Genomic DNA, 17,313 nt, shown 5'->3' with positions numbered 1-17,313 from the left:
GCTCAAAACTGCCACGAAATTGTTCCTTGAATGGTGAATGGTTCACCTCGAAAAACTCTTAGGTTACTAAAAGCTCCTGTAAAATAATCCATATCAAATAAGTTCTTGAAGTTGATCTGCGCCTGAAATTGATCTCGATTGTAAAAGATTGCAGCATCGGTACGGAGGTAGCTAGGTAACTGAAAAGTGTTTGCTAAATCTCCTTGACGTTCTCCTACAAAAAATAAACCAACACCTACACCAAAACCTTGCAGTGCGCCTGCTTGAATTTCGTAAGTTGTCCACAAGTTAAAGCTATTTTCAGGGACATTGTTGAGGAAATTGCCGACTAAACTACTGTCGGTGTCATCGGTGACAGTGGCATCAGTATAAGCATAGCCTGCAAAGATATTCCATCCAGGTAAAACTTCTCCTGTAAGATTGAGTTCAACCCCTCGGCTACGTTGCTCACCTGTCTGAATAGAAAAGTTGGGATTGACTGGATCGTCTGTTAAAACATTAGAACGAGTCAAGTCATATAAGGCAAGGGTTGCAGAAAGCTGGTCGTTTAAATCTGCCTTAACCCCGATTTCATACTGAGTTCCTCTTCCTGGCTCAAACTGGCTGCCATCAAATGCTAAACCAATTGTAGGAGTGAAGGAGCGACTGTAGCTAGCATAAAGCGAAAGCGGCTCAACAGGTTGATAGACAATACCGACACGCGGACTACATGCATTGCCAGATTGATTTGTTCTACTATCTTCTAGTAAATCTCGATTAGTTTGCTCAAAAGCATCAAACCGCAAACCCAAAAGTAGCTTTAGATTATCGGTTATTGTAACTTGGTCTTGGATGTAAACACCCAGGGAGTCTGATACAGAAGTGGAGTCATAAAATTGGACAGGTGGTGTAAGAGGCTGCCCATACACAGGATTGAACAAATCGAGAGGTGGGGCAGTTCCACCCGAACCTTCAGCTCTAATGAAATCAATCCTAGCTAGAGTAGTTCCTAATAGCAACTGATGTTCAACCGAGCCAGTTGAAAATTTGCCAACAATATCTGTGACAAAACTATATATATCTAGTTCATTGAAATCAACCCCATACCTACGATTTAGGGTTCTATTGTCGGGAGATAAGCTATCAGGGAAAACGAGATCTCTCCTCGTCTCGCGATACGTTCTCAATCCGAAGGCACTTCGCAATGACCAATTATCGCTAAATTGATGTTCCAATTCAGCCCTAACTCTAATTCCATTTTGATCGAAGTCACTATCAGGTTCGCCAATATATAAGTTGCGTGCGATCGCACCATTGGGGTTGGGGAGAATTGTACCAACTGCTGGTTGACCAGGTGTAAATACACTATTCAAACTGAGGTATTCGCCTGAAAAAGTCAGGCTTGTATTATCACTAATTCTCCAATCAAGGACAGGCGCGATAGAAATATTTTGGTTTTCTACAAAGTCAATGAAACTACCAGCACTTCTATAAGAAGCATTCAGCCGATACAAAACTGTTTGCGAGTCATTTAGAGGTCCAGTTAAATCGATGGCACCGCGATAGAAGTCATAACTACCAACTGTTGCACTTAATTCGTAAAATGGATCGGGTAAGGGTTGCTTGGTAATGATATTAATTGTGCCACCTGGATTTGCCGAGCCAAACAATACTGACGATGGACCCTTAAGGACTTCTACCCTGTCTACACTCGTAAGTTCAAGCAAATACGTACCTACAGGATCTTGTAGACCATCTCTGAGCGTAGTTCCAAAAAATGAGAACTCGTCAATCCTAAAACCCCGAATCGCAAAATCACTTCCAGGCCAAGATCGAGGAGTGATTTGCGTTACACCGCTGACATTTTGCAAAGCATCTTCTAGACGGACAGCTTGCTGATCCCGTAGCACCTGTTGTGGTACAACTTGAATCGACTGCGGAATATCTCGCAGGGGTGTATCAGTTCTTGTCGCAGTTGAAGCATCAGGGACAAAGTATCCATCTTGTTCTCCTGTGACGACGATTTGAATTTCTTCTTCAGCTTCTGCAAGTCCTGGTGTCACGCTCAAAACCAAACTTTGAGTTTCGGCAATTACATCAGCCGTTGGCGGTGCATCCACGCCTGTAATGGCAACTCGAACATAATTGTTTGGTAAGTTTGTCACTGACACCGATGCAATTTCTGCTACTGGATCGATTTGCTGAAAATCCTGTGCATTCGGAAGTGCTAGCACCGCGTTGGGAATATCAGCGATTAAAGTATTTCCAATCACTGAGGTGACAGGAGTTAATTCTGCGGAGGTGTCTAAAATTACGTCTAATCCAAAATCGGTAACACTAACGCTAACGTCTGTCACTTCGATTACTGAAGGAGTTTGACTCAGCCACTGTTCAACAGTTTTTGCTGGCTGTGCTATGTCGTGTAGATAGGGTATTTCGTTGATGCGTTGAGGGTGTTGAGATTCGCGCAATCTTTCAGTTAATAAATTACGACTTGTATCCTTTCCCTCTTCTACCGAATCAGCCCAAGCGGATGGCGCAATCAACACCGAGAAGCAACTTACAATAATCAACCAACGCAACTGCATCATCACTCCACACACTTTAACTGAGAAGCATTTTCAAGAACTTACAGCTTCTGTGCGTGCGATTAAAGCAATTTTGGTCGCTAGCCGGAATTTTTTTGAACGCTAGCGGGAATTTTTTATTTGATAGTGGGAAGTGGGCAAGTGGAAAATACATCAGTTACCCACTAACAATTCCTATTCAAAGTCCCCCACAGGTGGGGGATTTAGGGGGCTAAGATCCTCAAAACTGATTAAGATATTTTTGTTGTAGATCTTTTAGATTTGTGCGGTAGCCTAGCAGGCGATCGCACAAGATTTGCCAGGAACTATATCAATTGCTCAAATTTAGGATTGACAAATTACTAATTCGAGTTTGAGGGGTTCTCGCCCCCTAAATCCCCCACCTGTGGGGGACTTTGAATGTGGAACAGTTAGATTTTTTCGCGACTGGCTTCAAGAATTTGCTGGAGAACCCACTCTAGGTTTGTCATCACTTCCTGGTTGCGAAATCGTATTACTCGCAAGCCAAAGCGCTGAAGTTGCTTGGTGCGAGCATTATCATAGTCAAGCTGTTGCTTGTGAATCTCGCCATCGAGTTCAACGACTAATCGACACTCAGCGCAGTAGAAATCAACAATAAACGAACTGATAGCGTGCTGACAACGAAATCTTAATCCGTTAAGTTGTCGATTTCTTACAGCTTGCCATAGTACCTTTTCGGCGGGTGTAAGGTTTTGTCGCAGATGTCGCGCAGCCGCAACAATTCTCGGAGTCGTTCCTCGGATGCGGTGAGATTTCATCGTTAAAAGTTTGTCATAGATATTCATAGAGTACCCACGACAATTGCCGAATTTATTGAGACTTCAAAGTCCCCCACCTGTGGGGGATTTAGGGGGCGAAAATCTGCTGATAATTGAGTGGTGAGAAGCGAGACAGTGTATTGTCCGCTCACAAGTGGCGTGGATCTAAGGGGCTGAGATTCCTGAAACTGATTTAAAATATTCTTGTGAGTCCATATCTTAGACATAGAGTTTGTAAGCTGCCCCCTAAATCCCCCACGAGTGGGGGACTTTGAGAGAGGATGAACATCAAGATTCTCAAACTTTACACTGCATCTGATACGCTTTTGGACTCATGCCAAATTTCTTCCTAAAAGCAGATGCAAAGTAACTTCGACTTTCAAAACCGATCGCATCCGCGACTTCTGTTACTTTCATTTCGCTTGTCGCTAACAATTGCTGTGCTTGTTCTAAGCGATAATCGTGTAAATAGCCAAATACTGTTTTACCAAATACCTGCTGAAAACCGCGCTTGAGTGCGTAATCGTTTAGCCCGACTTGACGTGCTAGATCGATCAGCGATGGAGGATTAGCTAGCCGTTGCATTAAGATTTTTCGCGCCTGGTAAATTCGATCTAAGTCATCCGTATTTAGCAGTGGTGTGGGAGTTTTACCGCGTTGAAATTCAATTTCTTGCTCAACCATCAGCGCCAATAGTTCTAATACCTTGCTTTCAAGATATATTTGTTTCGTGATGCCTTGATAAGGACAGTGAAGAATCTGCTGTAGCGCTAGCCGCATTACTGGTGTTACTTTACCATGCCGGTATTGATATTCTTGATGTGGTTCGCGAAATAGATGCAGTAACTCTGAAGCAATTTGTCCCGCGGTACCAATTAATGATTGACATAATTCGGGGGCGATGTGAACGTTGATTTGTAAGTATTGCCCTCTCGATCTTTCAAAAACTCCTCCTGATGCTAAGCCACTTCCGCAAAACCAATACTGTCCAGGACTAAGATCGTCACCTCCAGATCGGAAACTACCTGCTAGGCAAAACCCATATTGAATCGGATGATCGTGTTCGTTCAATTTCGTCGCTAAGTCGCTGTGAAGTTGATAGTTATCGATTGTGAGTTCTATTCCTTGATGCAAGTTAATCGCTTGCTGAAATCCTTGCCCTAATTCAGAAGGAAACTGCAAAATCACATCCGAGTAGCTTAATGAATTGAGTTGTTGCAGTATAGGGTTAGCTTCTTGCCAAAGTTCCTCGTAAGCTTGCGCTGAAATTGTGGTAGTCATGTGGCGATCGCATATTTATCATTAATTTATTATTGTTAGTTTAGAAAGATTCTCAATATTTTAGATTGGTGGGTGCAAATAAGGTAACATCCAAGTTGGTAATTGGTAATTGGGTTGATCCTCGTTTATCCTACAACTTGTCGTGATGAGTGCAGCGCACGTCAAAAAAACAATTCCTTGATTCCCTCGCTACCGATTTCAATTGCTAATGCTGCGAGGAGAAAACCTAACAGTTGCGTGACAATTACTGCACCTTCGGCACCAATCCACTTGTCAATCCGCCCTGCTTGGCGTACGATAAACCACGTCACAACCATTGCAGCAACTGTACCCACAACAACACTGAAATGCGCATTAGGCGACTCGGACATCAATAGCATCACGGTTGTAATCGTTGCAGGTCCGGCGAGTAAAGGCAACGCTAAAGGAGTAATGGCGATATCGCGCCCTTGTTCGACGATTGGCGTATCTAATTCGCCTTCAAGCATTTTTAACGCAATTAGTAGCAGTAACAACCCTCCAGCTACGCGTAAGGATGCAATACTGATGTGCAAGTAATCGAGAATAAATTGACCGCCAAACGCAAAGCTTAATAATACGGCGATCGCAACAATGCTAGCTTTATCAACGACTCGGTTACGTTGCTGTGGTTCCATACCCTTAGTCAGAACTAGAAATATCGGTGCATTACCCAAAGCATCCGCAAGGACAAATACAGCAACAAAGGTTCTGACTACGACAGATGTATCCACAATGACAATCCTCATGTGAAAGGGACTAGGAGCGAGGGGTAAATTTAATTATCCACTGCCAGGTTTTTTCAAATCAATAAATCTGGCATCATACCTGAGAGTGATTTATTTTTGCACCTGCCAACATGACTCAACACGACGCACAAGTACGAATCGAACGCGACTCGATGGGAGAACGACAAATTCCCCATCATGTTTACTATGGTATCCAAACCTTACGAGCAATAGAGAATTTTCCGATCAGTGGACTCAAGCCATTACCGCCGTATGTTGATGCGTGTGTGTTGATTAAAAAAGCCACTGCGATCGCTAACGGCGAACTCGAATGCATATCTTCAGAAATTAGTCAAGCAATTGTTGCAGCCGCAGATGAGGTGTTATCGGGGCAACTGCGCGATCAGTTTGTTGTCGATGTTTATCAAGCAGGCGCGGGAACTTCGCACCACATGAACGTTAACGAAGTCTTGGCAAATCGAGCTTTGGAAATCTTAGGCGATGAAAAGGGGAATTACAAGCGCATTAACCCAAACGATCATGTCAATTATGGTCAATCTACTAATGATGTCATTCCGACAGCAATTCGCATTGGGGGCTTATTAGCACTCAAAAGAACACTTTATCCAGCGTTATTAGGTGCGATCGCCACTTTAAACACTAAAGCCGTAGAATTCCAAGATATTGTGCGATCGGGTAGAACGCATTTACAAGATGCAGTTCCGGTCAGATTAGGCGAAAACTTTCGTGCTTGGGCGCAAATTCTGCAAGATCATGAAACTAGAATCAAAACTGCTGCCCAAGATCTTACCGTTCTTGGTTTAGGAGGTAGCGCAGCAGGAACAGGATTAAACACGCATCCACAGTATTGCGATCGCGTTGCGCAAATTTTATCCGAACTCATCGACCAACCATTACATCCTGCACCGCATTTAATGGCAGCAATGCAAAGTATGGCACCATTTGTCAATGTTTCGGGTGCGTTACGCAACTTAGCACAAGATTGCGTCAAAATTTCCCACGATCTGCGATTAATGGATTCAGGACCAAAAACAGGTTTGAAAGAAATTCAACTACCACCCGTACAGCCTGGATCTTCGATTATGCCAGGAAAATACAACCCTGTAATGGCAGAAATGACATCGATGGTGTGTTTTCAAGTAATGGGTTACGACAGTGCGATCGCACTTGCAGCGCAAGCCGGACAACTTGAACTTAATGTCATGATGCCACTCATTGCCTACAACCTGATTCACAGCATTGAAATTTTAGGTAACACTATAGCCGCGTTAACCGAAAGGTGCATCAAAGGTATTTCAGCAAATCGCGATCGCTGTTTAGCGTACGCAGAAGGTAGCTTAGCGCTAGTCACAGCTTTAAATCCGTATATTGGTTACTTGAATGCAGCCGCAGTTGCTAAAGAGTCCTTAGAAACAGGTAAATCACTGCGACAAATTGTTCTCGAACGCGGATTAATGACAGCAGAAGATTTAGCTAAAGTCTTAGATTTAGAGCAAATGAGTGCAATGCGTTCTACTCAAAGATAGGCGCTTTTTTATGCATTAAGTAAGACCTAAGAATAGCTGCTTTTTCTTATAATACATAATGCATCCAAGAAATATCAAATAGGAGAAAGATTGAGTTGGCTACTACTGCGATTACTCGAAAAAACCTTATTCAAAGTCTAATGACAGGTTTAATTATTGGTGTGCTAGTTGGCGCACCTTTAGGTTGGTTCGTTCATCAATTTTATGCTGAACGTCGCTTAGCAGATGTTTTGATTTGTCGCGAAAAAAACCGCAATCAACCTGAAGCTGTTTTACAGTCAATTTGCGGCTCTAGATTTTAGGTCTATATATTTTAGTAATAAAGTCATCTCAAACTAGCTACGAGAATCCCTCTCTAGCTCTTTTTTCGGTATTCTCTGTGTCCTCTGTCGTTCGTTTCACTTATAATTCAAATACTACGGCTCTATCCATTCAACGAATTGACACAAAACCAGCTTGATCTATCATTTTTTCTCCCTCATCAGTTGCTAATAAATTAGTATAAGCAACTCCTGCTTGCTCATCGAGACTACCATCACGTTTGACGATCGCAAATAGACGACGAGTAAGCGGATAAGAACCGTTAGCAAGCGCAGTCTTATTCAAAACAGTTTTATTTGCACCAACAAAAGGAGTAATAAACATTTCTCCTGGTGCTATAGATAGCGGTAAAGGATAGATAGTTTTTTGTCCGACGACAACTGAGGCGGAACTATAGCCAATACTGCCAGGAGTAGCAGCTACTTTGAGAATAGCCTCGGTAGCTGTACTGACAATTTGCACATTACCAAATTCTCTTCCGGCTAAAACTCGTTGTTGCACAACATCAGCGGTTCCACTCACTTGCGGATCAAAACTAAACGCGGTGATCGGAAGATCTAATCCTCCTACATTTTTCCAGTTAGTGATTTTCCCTGAAAAAATATCTTGTAGTTGCGACAAATTTAAACCAACAATCAGATTACGAGGATTGACAAAAAAAGTAATACCATCAATCGCGATAGGTATTTGTTCTAGCGCAAAGCCACGCGCTTTCGCTTGGGCTAATTCGTCTTGTTTTAAGGGGCGCGATGAGAGTGCGAAGCTTAATTCACCATCGAGTAACATTTTTATCCCCGTCCCAGAACCTTGAGGAATACCAACTGGTTCGACAAAACGTAATTGATACTGTCGTTGTGATTGGCTAAGTGCAGCAAGAACTGCTGGAGAACGTAACGGTGCAAACGTCGGAGAACCTCCATAGTTAAATACTCCTTCAGGAACATTAGGAACTTCAGCAAAGGTTTTATACTCAACCTGAACGTTGCTACCAACTTCGGAACTTATGGGGTTAGAAATGCTAATTTGGATTAATCTGTAAATTGAAATTGTAACGGCTAAAGTAGTAGCAATAATTCCGATTCTAAGTAAGAACTGAATATTATTGCGGTCAAATGGTATAGAATTTACATCTGCTAGTGAAGATTTTTTTACTGATTCTTGAGCAATGCTATTAATTGTGTTCGATGCGATCGGTAAACTATTAGCGTTTACTTTAGTTAATAAAACAGAGTTTGTTTTTATATTGAGTTGGCTTGAGGAAGATTGCTTATCTTGATAGCTTGAATCGGATAAATTTTCAAATTCATCTATAATTTCTTCGATAATGTAATTTTGATAAACCGATAGATTTGCAATTTGCTGCTCATATGTTTGTTCGCTCAGTACGATGACTGTCTCTTGTGCAGAAAGCGGAACAAACAAATTGATTAATTCCCCTTGATTTAAGGCATTATGGCATTGCTGACAAACCTCAGGTGCAATTATGACTCCAGGGCGTGCAGGTTTATAAGTCCACAAGTTAGGGACAACTTTTTTTTCTATTATTGATGGATTTTGTCGGTCAATTACTGCTAATGGTCCTTTTTGTAGGTAAGTAAAGATAGTGTCTAGATGAAAGCTAAGCAGTGTTTCGTCTAAGTAGTAGCAGATGAAATAAGGAATAGCATTCTGAGTTTTTTCATCGATTCCTTCATGATATATCCAGCCGAATAGTGCCTGGTGCGAAGTCATTTGGTGTAAGTAAACAGCGCGGTATCCTAAACTCGGAGGATTCAATACATCCCAGTAGCAGGAAATAATGCGATCGCTAAATACTGTCTGCACTGCTTGCGGTACTTGCTGACTTGCAAGCTGTTGAAATCCTATACCAGCAAAACTAGTGTAATGGAGTTGTCTTAGGAGTAAATCCATTTGCTTGTAAAAAAAAATTAAACAATACTATCTTGAGGAGGATTTTCAAGCAACTACTCCCCTAACTTTATTAGGTATGCAAATTCTGTTCAGTATAATACTAAATTTTTACTTCATATAAATTTTAGATTTGCTGCTAATACCAAAATTATCAGTAAGTTGGCGATCGCTCAACAACCTTTTGTCATCCAAACACCAATAGTGATGAATCACTGGCAATCTCGAATTAAACGGAAAATCATTGTAATAGCGAATACAATGTTAATATCACCAATACTAGCTACAAGAGCGAGTACCGAAAAGTCAAACTATCAAGCGATCGCTACCCAGAATAAGACAACTAACTGAGTAAGTACGAATAACGCAACCATCGTCGCACCGATTGTGCAAAATGACGTGTTGTTGGGCTTACTCGTTGCACATTAATGCGATCGCCCGTGAATTTGGCAGCAAAATGAGATTAGCTTGTTTTCGCACCTCGCAACGCAAGTCGGTTTTGCTGTTCATCAAATTGCTCTAACATGAATTCACAACCAATCGTTAGTTTAATTCAAGCTCAGTCTTACGAGCGATCCTTATTACGCACTGCTATAGAAAATCTATTACAGCCTTGGGGAGGGCTAAGGGCTTTTATCAAGCCAGGCGATCGCGTGTTACTCAAACCGAATTTACTCACAGGTTCGCGCCCCGATAAAGAATGTACAACGCGTGCTGAGGTAGTTTACACCGTAGCACAGATGGTTATGGATCTTGGTGGTAAGCCATTTTTAGGCGATAGCCCTGCGTTTGGTAGTGCTAAAGGTGTGGCGATCGCCAACGGATATCAACCGTTAATTTCTGAACTGAATTTGCCAATTGTAGACTTTCACGGGCAACGCTATCAAACGGTCAGCGAAGAATTTAACCACTTGCTGCTGTGTAAAGAAGCAATCGAAGCGGATGTCGTCATTAATCTACCCAAGGTGAAATCACACAGCCAACTCACATTAACTCTCGGCGTGAAAAATCTCTTTGGCTGCGTACCAGGAAAGATGAAAGCCTGGTGGCACATGGAAGCTGGAAAAGATCTTAACCGCTTTGCGCAAATGCTTGTCGAAACAGCGCGGACAATTAACCCTGATTTAACGATTATTGATGGCATTATCGGTCATGAAGGCAATGGTCCAAGTGGTGGCGAACCGCGACAATTAGGCGTACTCGGTGCAGCGACAAACGTCTTTGCGCTCGATCGCGCGATCGTCGATATATTGCAAGTTCCACCCCAAAGCGTACCTACAATCGCGGCTCAAGCACGTTTAGGATTATGTGCAGATATAAGCGAAATTCACTTTCCGCTTTTACATACTACTGCGTTGCAGGTAGATGATTGGAAATTACCCGATGCGCTTGTGCCTATCGATTTTGGAATGCCGCGCATCATTCAATCTACGTTTAAACATCTCTATATCCGCTGGATTCAAGAACCAATGCGGGCTTATACCAATGCTGTGGGGAAATAAGCGTATTTACTTAAGTGTAAACTATGCTACGATGAGCCACTATCGGTTTAGATTAAGCTGTTAACACCCTCCGATTGCTCAAGCAACCGCCATCAAGCTAGCTAGTGGCGGTTTTTTGTTGTGCGTTGAGTACCCTATTCGTTTTCGCCAATCGCCCCTAAATCCCCCACGAGTGGGGAACTTTGAATACTAAGGCTTTAGAGAAGCCCCCCAGAATTGGGGAGCCAGGCGAAAGGTGCGGGGGTTTACCCCGTTGAGCGAACTGGCGTGGGTTGGGGGGCGGGATAAGCTAATTGAGCAACACTGGATGAGAATAGCAGCAGCAAGGTAATAATAAAGGATAAACAAATATTCTTGTGGTTAAATCGTGGTTGTGAATGCGCCTACTCAAAATACAACGTTTCGCATCTCGCCCATCATTCGGATAACGTTGATGAGTTTGTACATTGCTTTAACAGTACCTTTGCCTTTTTTATCAAGTATTACAGCAGCACCTGTTCCACCGGTGTTGTTGTGGGTAGGAATCGGTATCGGGGCTGTGGCGTTATACGCAGCGTTGTGCGAACGAGTTATTGTTGATGAACAACAAATTCAAGTGACTTATCCGCGCTGGGTACCAAAGTTTTTTCGTAAAGGGTGGGCGTTACCTTGGGCGGAGGTGAAGGATTTAAAACCACGCACGACAGGTCAAGGCGGATTAGTCTACTATTTTTTAAGTAAAGAGGGAAAAGGTTACTTGTTACCGATGCGAGTAGCAGGTTTTGCTCGGTTGGTTGAATACGTACAAGCGAAAACAGGTATTGATACAACGGATGTCAAACCTTTAGCACAGCCGTGGATGTATTTGATTTTGCTACTGTTTACTGTGCTACTACTCTTAGTAGATGCTTGGACAATTACCACTGCACTAGCACAAGGTGGTAATTTAACTTAATCAAAGTTGTATTTCAGGAATAGGTGTGGAGTGCCAACACAACTGCGCTTACAGCAGGTGAGTTTATCGGCTGCGATTGGTTCACAGTCTTTACTGCAAGATATTTCTTTTGATGTTACAAAGGGCGATCGCATTGCGATTGTTGGTTCATCTGGTGCAGGGAAAACATCGCTATTGCGACTATTGAATCGCTTAAGCGAACCAACGGCGGGTATGATTTGGTTTGAAAATCAAGACTATCGCCAAATTCCTGTGTTGCAACTACGTCAACAAATCGTACTCGTAATGCAAGAGTCGAAGTTATTGGGAATGACAGTACAAGAGGCGATCGCTTATCCCCTCGTGTTGCGCAAATTGCCAAAATCACAAATTCAACAACGCGTTTCGCAATGTATTGAAGTCTTGCATATTCCCGCAGAGTGGTTAGATCGTAACGAGTTACAACTTTCGGTAGGACAAAGACAGTTAGTTGCGATCGCGCGGGCTTTAGTGATTCAACCAAGAGTTTTATTGTTCGATGAACCCACATCGGCGTTAGATGCAGGTAGAGCATCACACCTAGTACAAGTTTTAACCGATTTAGCCACAACGCATCAAACAACAATTTTGATGGTAAATCATCAATTAGAGATTGCAGAGTTATTTTGTACGCGAGTTTTGCACTTACAGCAAGGTAAGTTAATTCAGGATCAACCTAATACTAGAGTCGATTGGGCAAACTTACGCCGAACTTTGATTCAAGCTGAAGCAGAAACTGCTGCTGAATGGAGCTAATTTCCCGTCAATAATTCTCGAATCATTTGTGGAAGCTGCACGATTTGCTGCCAAAGTTGTTGTGGTTGAACGCCAAACCCAATTTGTAAAATAAGCACGATCGCTGCTACTGTTAGTGCGGTGCTAAGCGTTGTCTTAACGACTCTCATTAATGCCGTGAATACCAACCAAGCTACAACCAAAGCCGCAATCAAAACGATTAAATCTATTGGCACAAGCATTACCCAAATCTCGCTTTTAGCCCTGACTGCTATATCAAGTGTTATATCATCTTTGGTTAAATAATCAGAATATCGATATCGTTACGCTGTTATTGGTGGTTCGTGACTAGACACCCTTCACCTTGAATCACCATTTGTGTTATCACTAATCAACCGGATTTGATATCATTCTTCTTAATCTAAAGCAAAATAATATTAGGATACACGCTGATTTCTCAACGGCTCCTAATTCTTTACAATTGATGGGATGTTAACTATGTCAGCGATGCAATGGCAAAAACTGCTGTCCCGTAGTCGGTTATCAGGCAATTTGAATATTGTAGATCCTGGGCGGACAGCTTTTGAAAAGGACTTTGACAAAATTATTTTCTCTTCTTATTTTAGAAGATTAAAAGACAAAACACAAGTTTTTTCTTTAGTAGATAATGACTATATTCGCAGTCGCTTAAGTCATAGTTTAGAAGCTTCTTGTGTAGGGAGAACTTTAGGAACGCTTGTCGGCCAAGAAATTGTTAAACGCCACGCCAAAGAATTACAAGATTATACGGCTCGCGATTTTGGTGATATTGTCGCGGCAGCTTGTTTGTCGCATGATATCGGTAATCCACCTTTCGGTCATGCGGGAGAAGATGCAATTCAAGAATGGTTTAAATCTCCCAATGCAGCCGCAGTCTTATCATTATTAACTCCTGAACAACAAGCGGACTTTAAATATTTTGAAGGTAACGCTCAAGGCTTTAGAATTCTGACAAAACTTGATAAACCACAACATCGGCAAGGCTTACAGTTTACTTGCGCAACTTTAGCAACATTTACTAAATATCCTAGAGAAGCAGGTCTTACTAGTAATTCATTTAATAAATACAATAGTAATTCTAATAAGAAGAGTACTAAAAAACATGGCTTTTTTCAAGAAGAAAAAGAGCTATTTACGCAAATAGCAGACGAAGTAGGATTGATTCGGCGCAAAGAGAATGTTGCTTGGTGGTGCAGACATCCTTTAGTTTTTCTCGTTGAAGCTGCTGATGACATTTGCTACCATATCGTAGATTTAGAAGATGGCTTTTCGATGGGGTATATCGACTATGCAGAAGCTAAAATGTGGTTGAGTGATATTTTAGTAGGAGAAAACATAGAGGATTTAGATGATAAAAAGGAACATATTAAGTATCTACGAGCAAAAGCAATTCATAAATTAATTATTGAAGTTAAACAAGTTTTTCTCGACTATGAAGAACAAATACTATCAGGAACCTTTGATAGTCCATTAACTTCGCAAATTGAGTCGGGATTCAAATTAGAAGAAATTATAGAACTAACTCGTAGAAATGTCTATGAAGCCTGTGAAGTTGTCGAAGTAAAAGTTGCTGGATATCAAGTTCTTGGAGGCTTATTAGAAGAGTTTATTAGCGCTGTCACTAACAATAACTTATCAAAAAGCTATTTGACGAAAAAACTGTTACCTAATTTTAATGATACTGATGAAGAACTTTATACCAAAATTTTAAACGTCACCGATTATATTTCAGGAATGACCGATTCTTATGCAGTTTCCCTATTTAAGAAAATTAAAGGAATCTCGTTACCGCGTGGTGGAAGGTAGATAGTGGTGAGTTATCTAAAACACTATTCTTCCTCTGCTTCCTCTGCACCTCTGCTTATTATTGCAATTCTCTAATGCGTTCTTGAGCATCTTGATAATACTCTGGTTTTTGTTGTTGCTCATAGAGGTTTGCCGCTTGTTGGAAGTCTTGCAATGCTTGCTGATTGTTACCTATTGCACTGTAGCAAAGTGCGCGATTGTAGTATGCTTCTGCGTAATTAGGGTTGATTTGTAGGGCTTGGTTGAAGTCTGCGATCGCACTTTGGTGTTCTCCCTCGTTATACCGCGCAATACCGCGATTAAAATACGCATCAGCGTCTTTGGGATTTAACTGTAAGACTTGAGTGTAGTCGAGGATTGCGCCGCGATTATCACCGCGACGTCGCCGCGCATTACCGCGATTGTAATAAAATCCAGGTCGATTTGGTTCGAGTTGAATTGCTTGGTTAAAATCAGCCATCGCGTTGAGTTCGTCACCCAGCGCAAACCGCAGAATTCCCCGACTGTTGTAAGCTGAAGCAAACTTAGGATTGAATGCGATCGCGCGATTGTAATCAGCGATCGCCGCTTCGTTGTTTCCTAACCTGTCGTAAGCAATTCCCCGATTGTAGTAAGTTGTCGCATTGTTAGGATTGATGTTGATTGCTTGATTGTAATCAGCGATCGCACCTTGATGATCTCCCAAGTCGTCGCGGGCGTTACCACGATTTTCGTAAGCTGCTGCGTTACCAGGATCGAGACGAATCACTTCGGTAAAACTCGCGATCGCACCTTGAATATCACCATCACTGTACTGTTTAACACCTTGGTTGTAATAGTTTTGGATATTTGTTTCGATCGTCGGTTGTGTTGTTTCTGCTTCAACCACGGTCGGCGCATTCACCAAAACATAGACAATTCCTAAAATCGCAATGCTAGTTCTCAGGCGGTTCATAACTTTACGTAATTATGAGGTTTATTGTTTATTTGTGGTGCTATTTTGCACTTACGCTACAGATAATCAATTCCAGTGATAACTTATCAAATTTCCCAGAAAATTGGTGAATTTATGTCTTTATAAAGGGAATATCTTTAAGAGGGCGATCGCCTAGCTCAATAAACCTCCTACATAAATTCAAATCTTGTCTCCGAAAAGTGAAAAGAGACAGAAAATTTCTCAATCACTAAAAGTCCCCCTACACATGGGCAGGGTTGTCTCATTGTAGGAGAGGGAAAATGATGTCCAACTGATTTGCCAGCTTTCGCTTGGCAGATGCCATCGAGGTGAAGCCCAAAGCGCGAGCGAGGGTGATGAAGAAGTTGCGCACCACTGACCAGTTGGCAGAGGCAAATCGTCCGCGTTGATTCTGCCTGGTGCGAACAATTGCACCCATTGCGTGAACAGTGTTGCTAACACTTGATAATCCAACTGTTGCATCACGCGGCCAAAGGTAGAGTACTAAGGCACTGGGGTGTCTTCAGCCAGTTCCAGTCTGCGGCATTCTCTGCCATAGCGTTGGGTAAACTCGGCTAAAGGACGATATCCCCAGTACCCAATCATCGCTCCCAGGATGATCAGCAATAGAACCAACCATAATCGATGCCGTTGACCACGAGCAGCGCGGTATAGCACTTGTTTGAGATGTGCAATTAGACTCATCGTTGTCACTGGAGCACATCAATTGAGCCTAGTCTAATTTTTCTCCCCTTACTTTGAAACAACCCTGCCGCAGTTGGGGAGCCACTGCGGTGCGGAGTTTCCTCTGTTGAGTGCAAGTGGCGTGGATTTATGAAGCAAAAATCTTCCTATTGAAGCTGACTAACCATCCTACTATCCAACGCTTCACAAACAGCGATCGCTTCTTGTCTTGCCCAACGATCCGCGTTCACAATGTCCTCTAGCGATGGATTTGTACAATTATCTGCGGTATGGCGATCGCATACACGTTCAATACACCGAGGAATATCTAAAAAGCGAATCTTCTCTTCTAAAAATAATGCTACCGCTTGTTCGTTAGCTGCGTTCAATACGGCTGGCATTGATCCGCCAGCTTTACCTGCGGCGTAAGCAAGTTGCATACAAGGATATTTCTGGTGATCGGGGGCTTTAAACGTCAAATTCCCTGCTTTTACTAAGTCGAGAGATTCCCAGTTTGTATAAATGCGTTCAGGATACGATAATGCATACAACAACGGTAAACGCATATCCGCCCAACCCAACTGCGCTAACACTGAAGTATCTTGCAATTCAATCAACGAGTGAATAATACTTTGCGGATGGATGACAATATCGATGCGATCGTAGTCAAGCCCAAAGAGAAAATGCGCCTCAATAACTTCCAAGCCCTTATTCATCAACGTCGCCGAGTCAATCGTAATTTTTTTACCCATTGACCAGTTAGGATGTTTTAAGGCATCTGCAACTTTAACTTGCGCTAACTTTTCGACAGGAAGATCGCGAAAAGCGCCACCAGAGGCTGTCAGTAAAATCCGCCGCAATCCTTTATCAGGTACACCTTGGAGACATTGAAAAATTGCGGAATGTTCGGAGTCTGCTGGTAATAATTTTACATCGTATTTCTCGATTAACGGCAACACAACCGGACCACCAGCAATCAGCGTTTCTTTGTTAGCTAAAGCGATATCTTTACCCGCTTCAATCGCTGCAATTGTTGGTAATAACCCAGCACAACCGACAATTCCTGTAACAACCGTTTCCGCATCGCCATAACGCGCCACTTCGACGATTCCAGCTTCACCAGCCAGCAAAATTGGTTGTGGATCGAGATCGGCGATCGCTTCTTTGAGTTCGGGAAGTTTGTCTTCCACACAAATTGCAACGATACTTGGTCGAAACTGTCGAATCTGAACCGCAAGCATTTCTACATTACGCCCAGCCGCCAAACCGACAATCCGAAATTGATCGGGATACTGCGCCACAATATCGAGGGTTTGCGTACCGATAGAGCCAGTGGAGCCAAGAAGAGTAATCGCTTTCACAACAATTTAAGAATCAGCAGTAACTCCAATATAAGATTCTAAGGGGACAAGCGTTTCAATAACTTCAAAATCGCGGTGGTCTATTTTTGGTATTAATCAATTGCAGCACGATTAGCCCTCCACTTTTATAGAAGAACTGAACCCCTTTCAA

Annotated in this window: 15 protein-coding genes; 6 read left to right on the top strand and 9 right to left on the bottom strand. The window is 42.4% G+C overall.

Annotation, left to right across the window (positions count from 1 at the left end; translation table 11 throughout):
* Positions 1-2: 2 nt before the first annotated feature.
* The 4 genes from GLO7428_RS08650 to GLO7428_RS08635 all read right to left on the bottom strand — a co-directional run bounded on the left by GLO7428_RS08650 (position 3) and on the right by GLO7428_RS08635 (position 5,379).
* Positions 3-2,570: a TonB-dependent siderophore receptor gene (locus tag GLO7428_RS08650; RefSeq protein ID WP_155823635.1), complete on the bottom strand. Its 2,568-nt coding sequence runs from the start codon at positions 2,568-2,570 to the stop codon at positions 3-5.
* Between the two features lie 407 nt (positions 2,571-2,977).
* Positions 2,978-3,373, bottom strand: coding sequence for an endonuclease domain-containing protein (locus GLO7428_RS08645; protein ID WP_015188186.1), 396 nt, complete (start codon positions 3,371-3,373; stop codon positions 2,978-2,980).
* Between the two features lie 270 nt (positions 3,374-3,643).
* The gene (locus GLO7428_RS08640; RefSeq protein WP_015188185.1) at positions 3,644-4,627 is read right to left on the bottom strand and encodes an AraC family transcriptional regulator; all 984 of its coding nucleotides are present in this window, start codon (positions 4,625-4,627) and stop codon (positions 3,644-3,646) included.
* Between the two features lie 161 nt (positions 4,628-4,788).
* Complete coding sequence (locus tag GLO7428_RS08635) at positions 4,789-5,379, bottom strand: MarC family protein (RefSeq protein ID WP_041918567.1); 591 nt, start codon at positions 5,377-5,379, stop codon at positions 4,789-4,791.
* Between the two features lie 125 nt (positions 5,380-5,504).
* Between GLO7428_RS08635 and GLO7428_RS08630 the strand changes: the two genes are divergently transcribed.
* The gene (locus tag GLO7428_RS08630; RefSeq protein ID WP_015188183.1) at positions 5,505-6,920 is read left to right on the top strand and encodes an aspartate ammonia-lyase; all 1,416 of its coding nucleotides are present in this window, start codon (positions 5,505-5,507) and stop codon (positions 6,918-6,920) included.
* 140 nt (positions 6,921-7,060) lie between these two features.
* The gene (locus GLO7428_RS08625) at positions 7,061-7,222 is read left to right on the top strand and encodes a hypothetical protein (protein ID WP_196797479.1); all 162 of its coding nucleotides are present in this window, start codon (positions 7,061-7,063) and stop codon (positions 7,220-7,222) included.
* Positions 7,223-7,352: 130 nt separating this feature from the next.
* Here GLO7428_RS08625 and GLO7428_RS27255 read toward each other — a convergent pair whose 3' ends face one another.
* A complete protein-coding gene (locus GLO7428_RS27255; RefSeq protein WP_015188181.1) occupies positions 7,353-9,152 on the bottom strand; it encodes a PstS family phosphate ABC transporter substrate-binding protein in 1,800 nt (599 codons plus the stop codon).
* A 521-nt stretch (positions 9,153-9,673) separates the two neighbouring features.
* Between GLO7428_RS27255 and GLO7428_RS08615 the strand changes: the two genes are divergently transcribed.
* The 3 genes from GLO7428_RS08615 (at position 9,674) to GLO7428_RS08605 (ending at position 12,359) form a co-directional block, all read left to right on the top strand.
* On the top strand, positions 9,674-10,651 hold the full coding sequence (locus GLO7428_RS08615) for a DUF362 domain-containing protein (RefSeq protein WP_015188180.1): 978 nt from the start codon (positions 9,674-9,676) through the stop codon (positions 10,649-10,651).
* Positions 10,652-11,084: 433 nt separating this feature from the next.
* Complete coding sequence (locus GLO7428_RS08610; RefSeq protein WP_196797568.1) at positions 11,085-11,585, top strand: hypothetical protein; 501 nt, start codon at positions 11,085-11,087, stop codon at positions 11,583-11,585.
* 30 nt (positions 11,586-11,615) lie between these two features.
* On the top strand, positions 11,616-12,359 hold the full coding sequence (locus tag GLO7428_RS08605; protein WP_015188178.1) for an ABC transporter ATP-binding protein: 744 nt from the start codon (positions 11,616-11,618) through the stop codon (positions 12,357-12,359).
* On the opposite strand, the gene GLO7428_RS08600 is transcribed toward GLO7428_RS08605, so the two are convergent.
* Positions 12,356-12,580, bottom strand: a complete 225-nt coding sequence (locus tag GLO7428_RS08600) for a hypothetical protein (protein ID WP_015188177.1) — start codon at positions 12,578-12,580, stop codon at positions 12,356-12,358. The genes GLO7428_RS08605 and GLO7428_RS08600 overlap by 4 nt on opposite strands.
* 256 nt (positions 12,581-12,836) lie before the next feature.
* On the opposite strand from GLO7428_RS08600, the gene GLO7428_RS08595 reads away from it, so the two are divergent.
* The gene (locus tag GLO7428_RS08595) at positions 12,837-14,183 is read left to right on the top strand and encodes a deoxyguanosinetriphosphate triphosphohydrolase (protein ID WP_015188176.1); all 1,347 of its coding nucleotides are present in this window, start codon (positions 12,837-12,839) and stop codon (positions 14,181-14,183) included.
* 58 nt (positions 14,184-14,241) lie between these two features.
* Here GLO7428_RS08595 and GLO7428_RS08590 read toward each other — a convergent pair whose 3' ends face one another.
* From GLO7428_RS08590 to dxr, 3 genes are all read right to left on the bottom strand, one after another.
* On the bottom strand, positions 14,242-15,117 hold the full coding sequence (locus GLO7428_RS08590) for a tetratricopeptide repeat protein (protein ID WP_015188175.1): 876 nt from the start codon (positions 15,115-15,117) through the stop codon (positions 14,242-14,244).
* A 504-nt stretch (positions 15,118-15,621) separates the two neighbouring features.
* On the bottom strand, positions 15,622-15,822 hold the full coding sequence (locus GLO7428_RS08585; RefSeq protein ID WP_015188174.1) for a hypothetical protein: 201 nt from the start codon (positions 15,820-15,822) through the stop codon (positions 15,622-15,624).
* Between the two features lie 146 nt (positions 15,823-15,968).
* Entirely contained in the window at positions 15,969-17,162 is a 1,194-nt protein-coding gene (dxr, locus tag GLO7428_RS08580; protein WP_015188173.1) for a 1-deoxy-D-xylulose-5-phosphate reductoisomerase, read from the bottom strand.
* Positions 17,163-17,313 lie beyond the last annotated feature (151 nt).

This window comes from Gloeocapsa sp. PCC 7428, assembly GCF_000317555.1.
Taxonomy (GTDB): Bacteria; Cyanobacteriota; Cyanobacteriia; order Cyanobacteriales; family Chroococcidiopsidaceae; genus Chroogloeocystis.
Note: the sequence above shows the minus strand (reverse complement) of the source record. Positions and strands in the feature narration are given on the sequence as shown.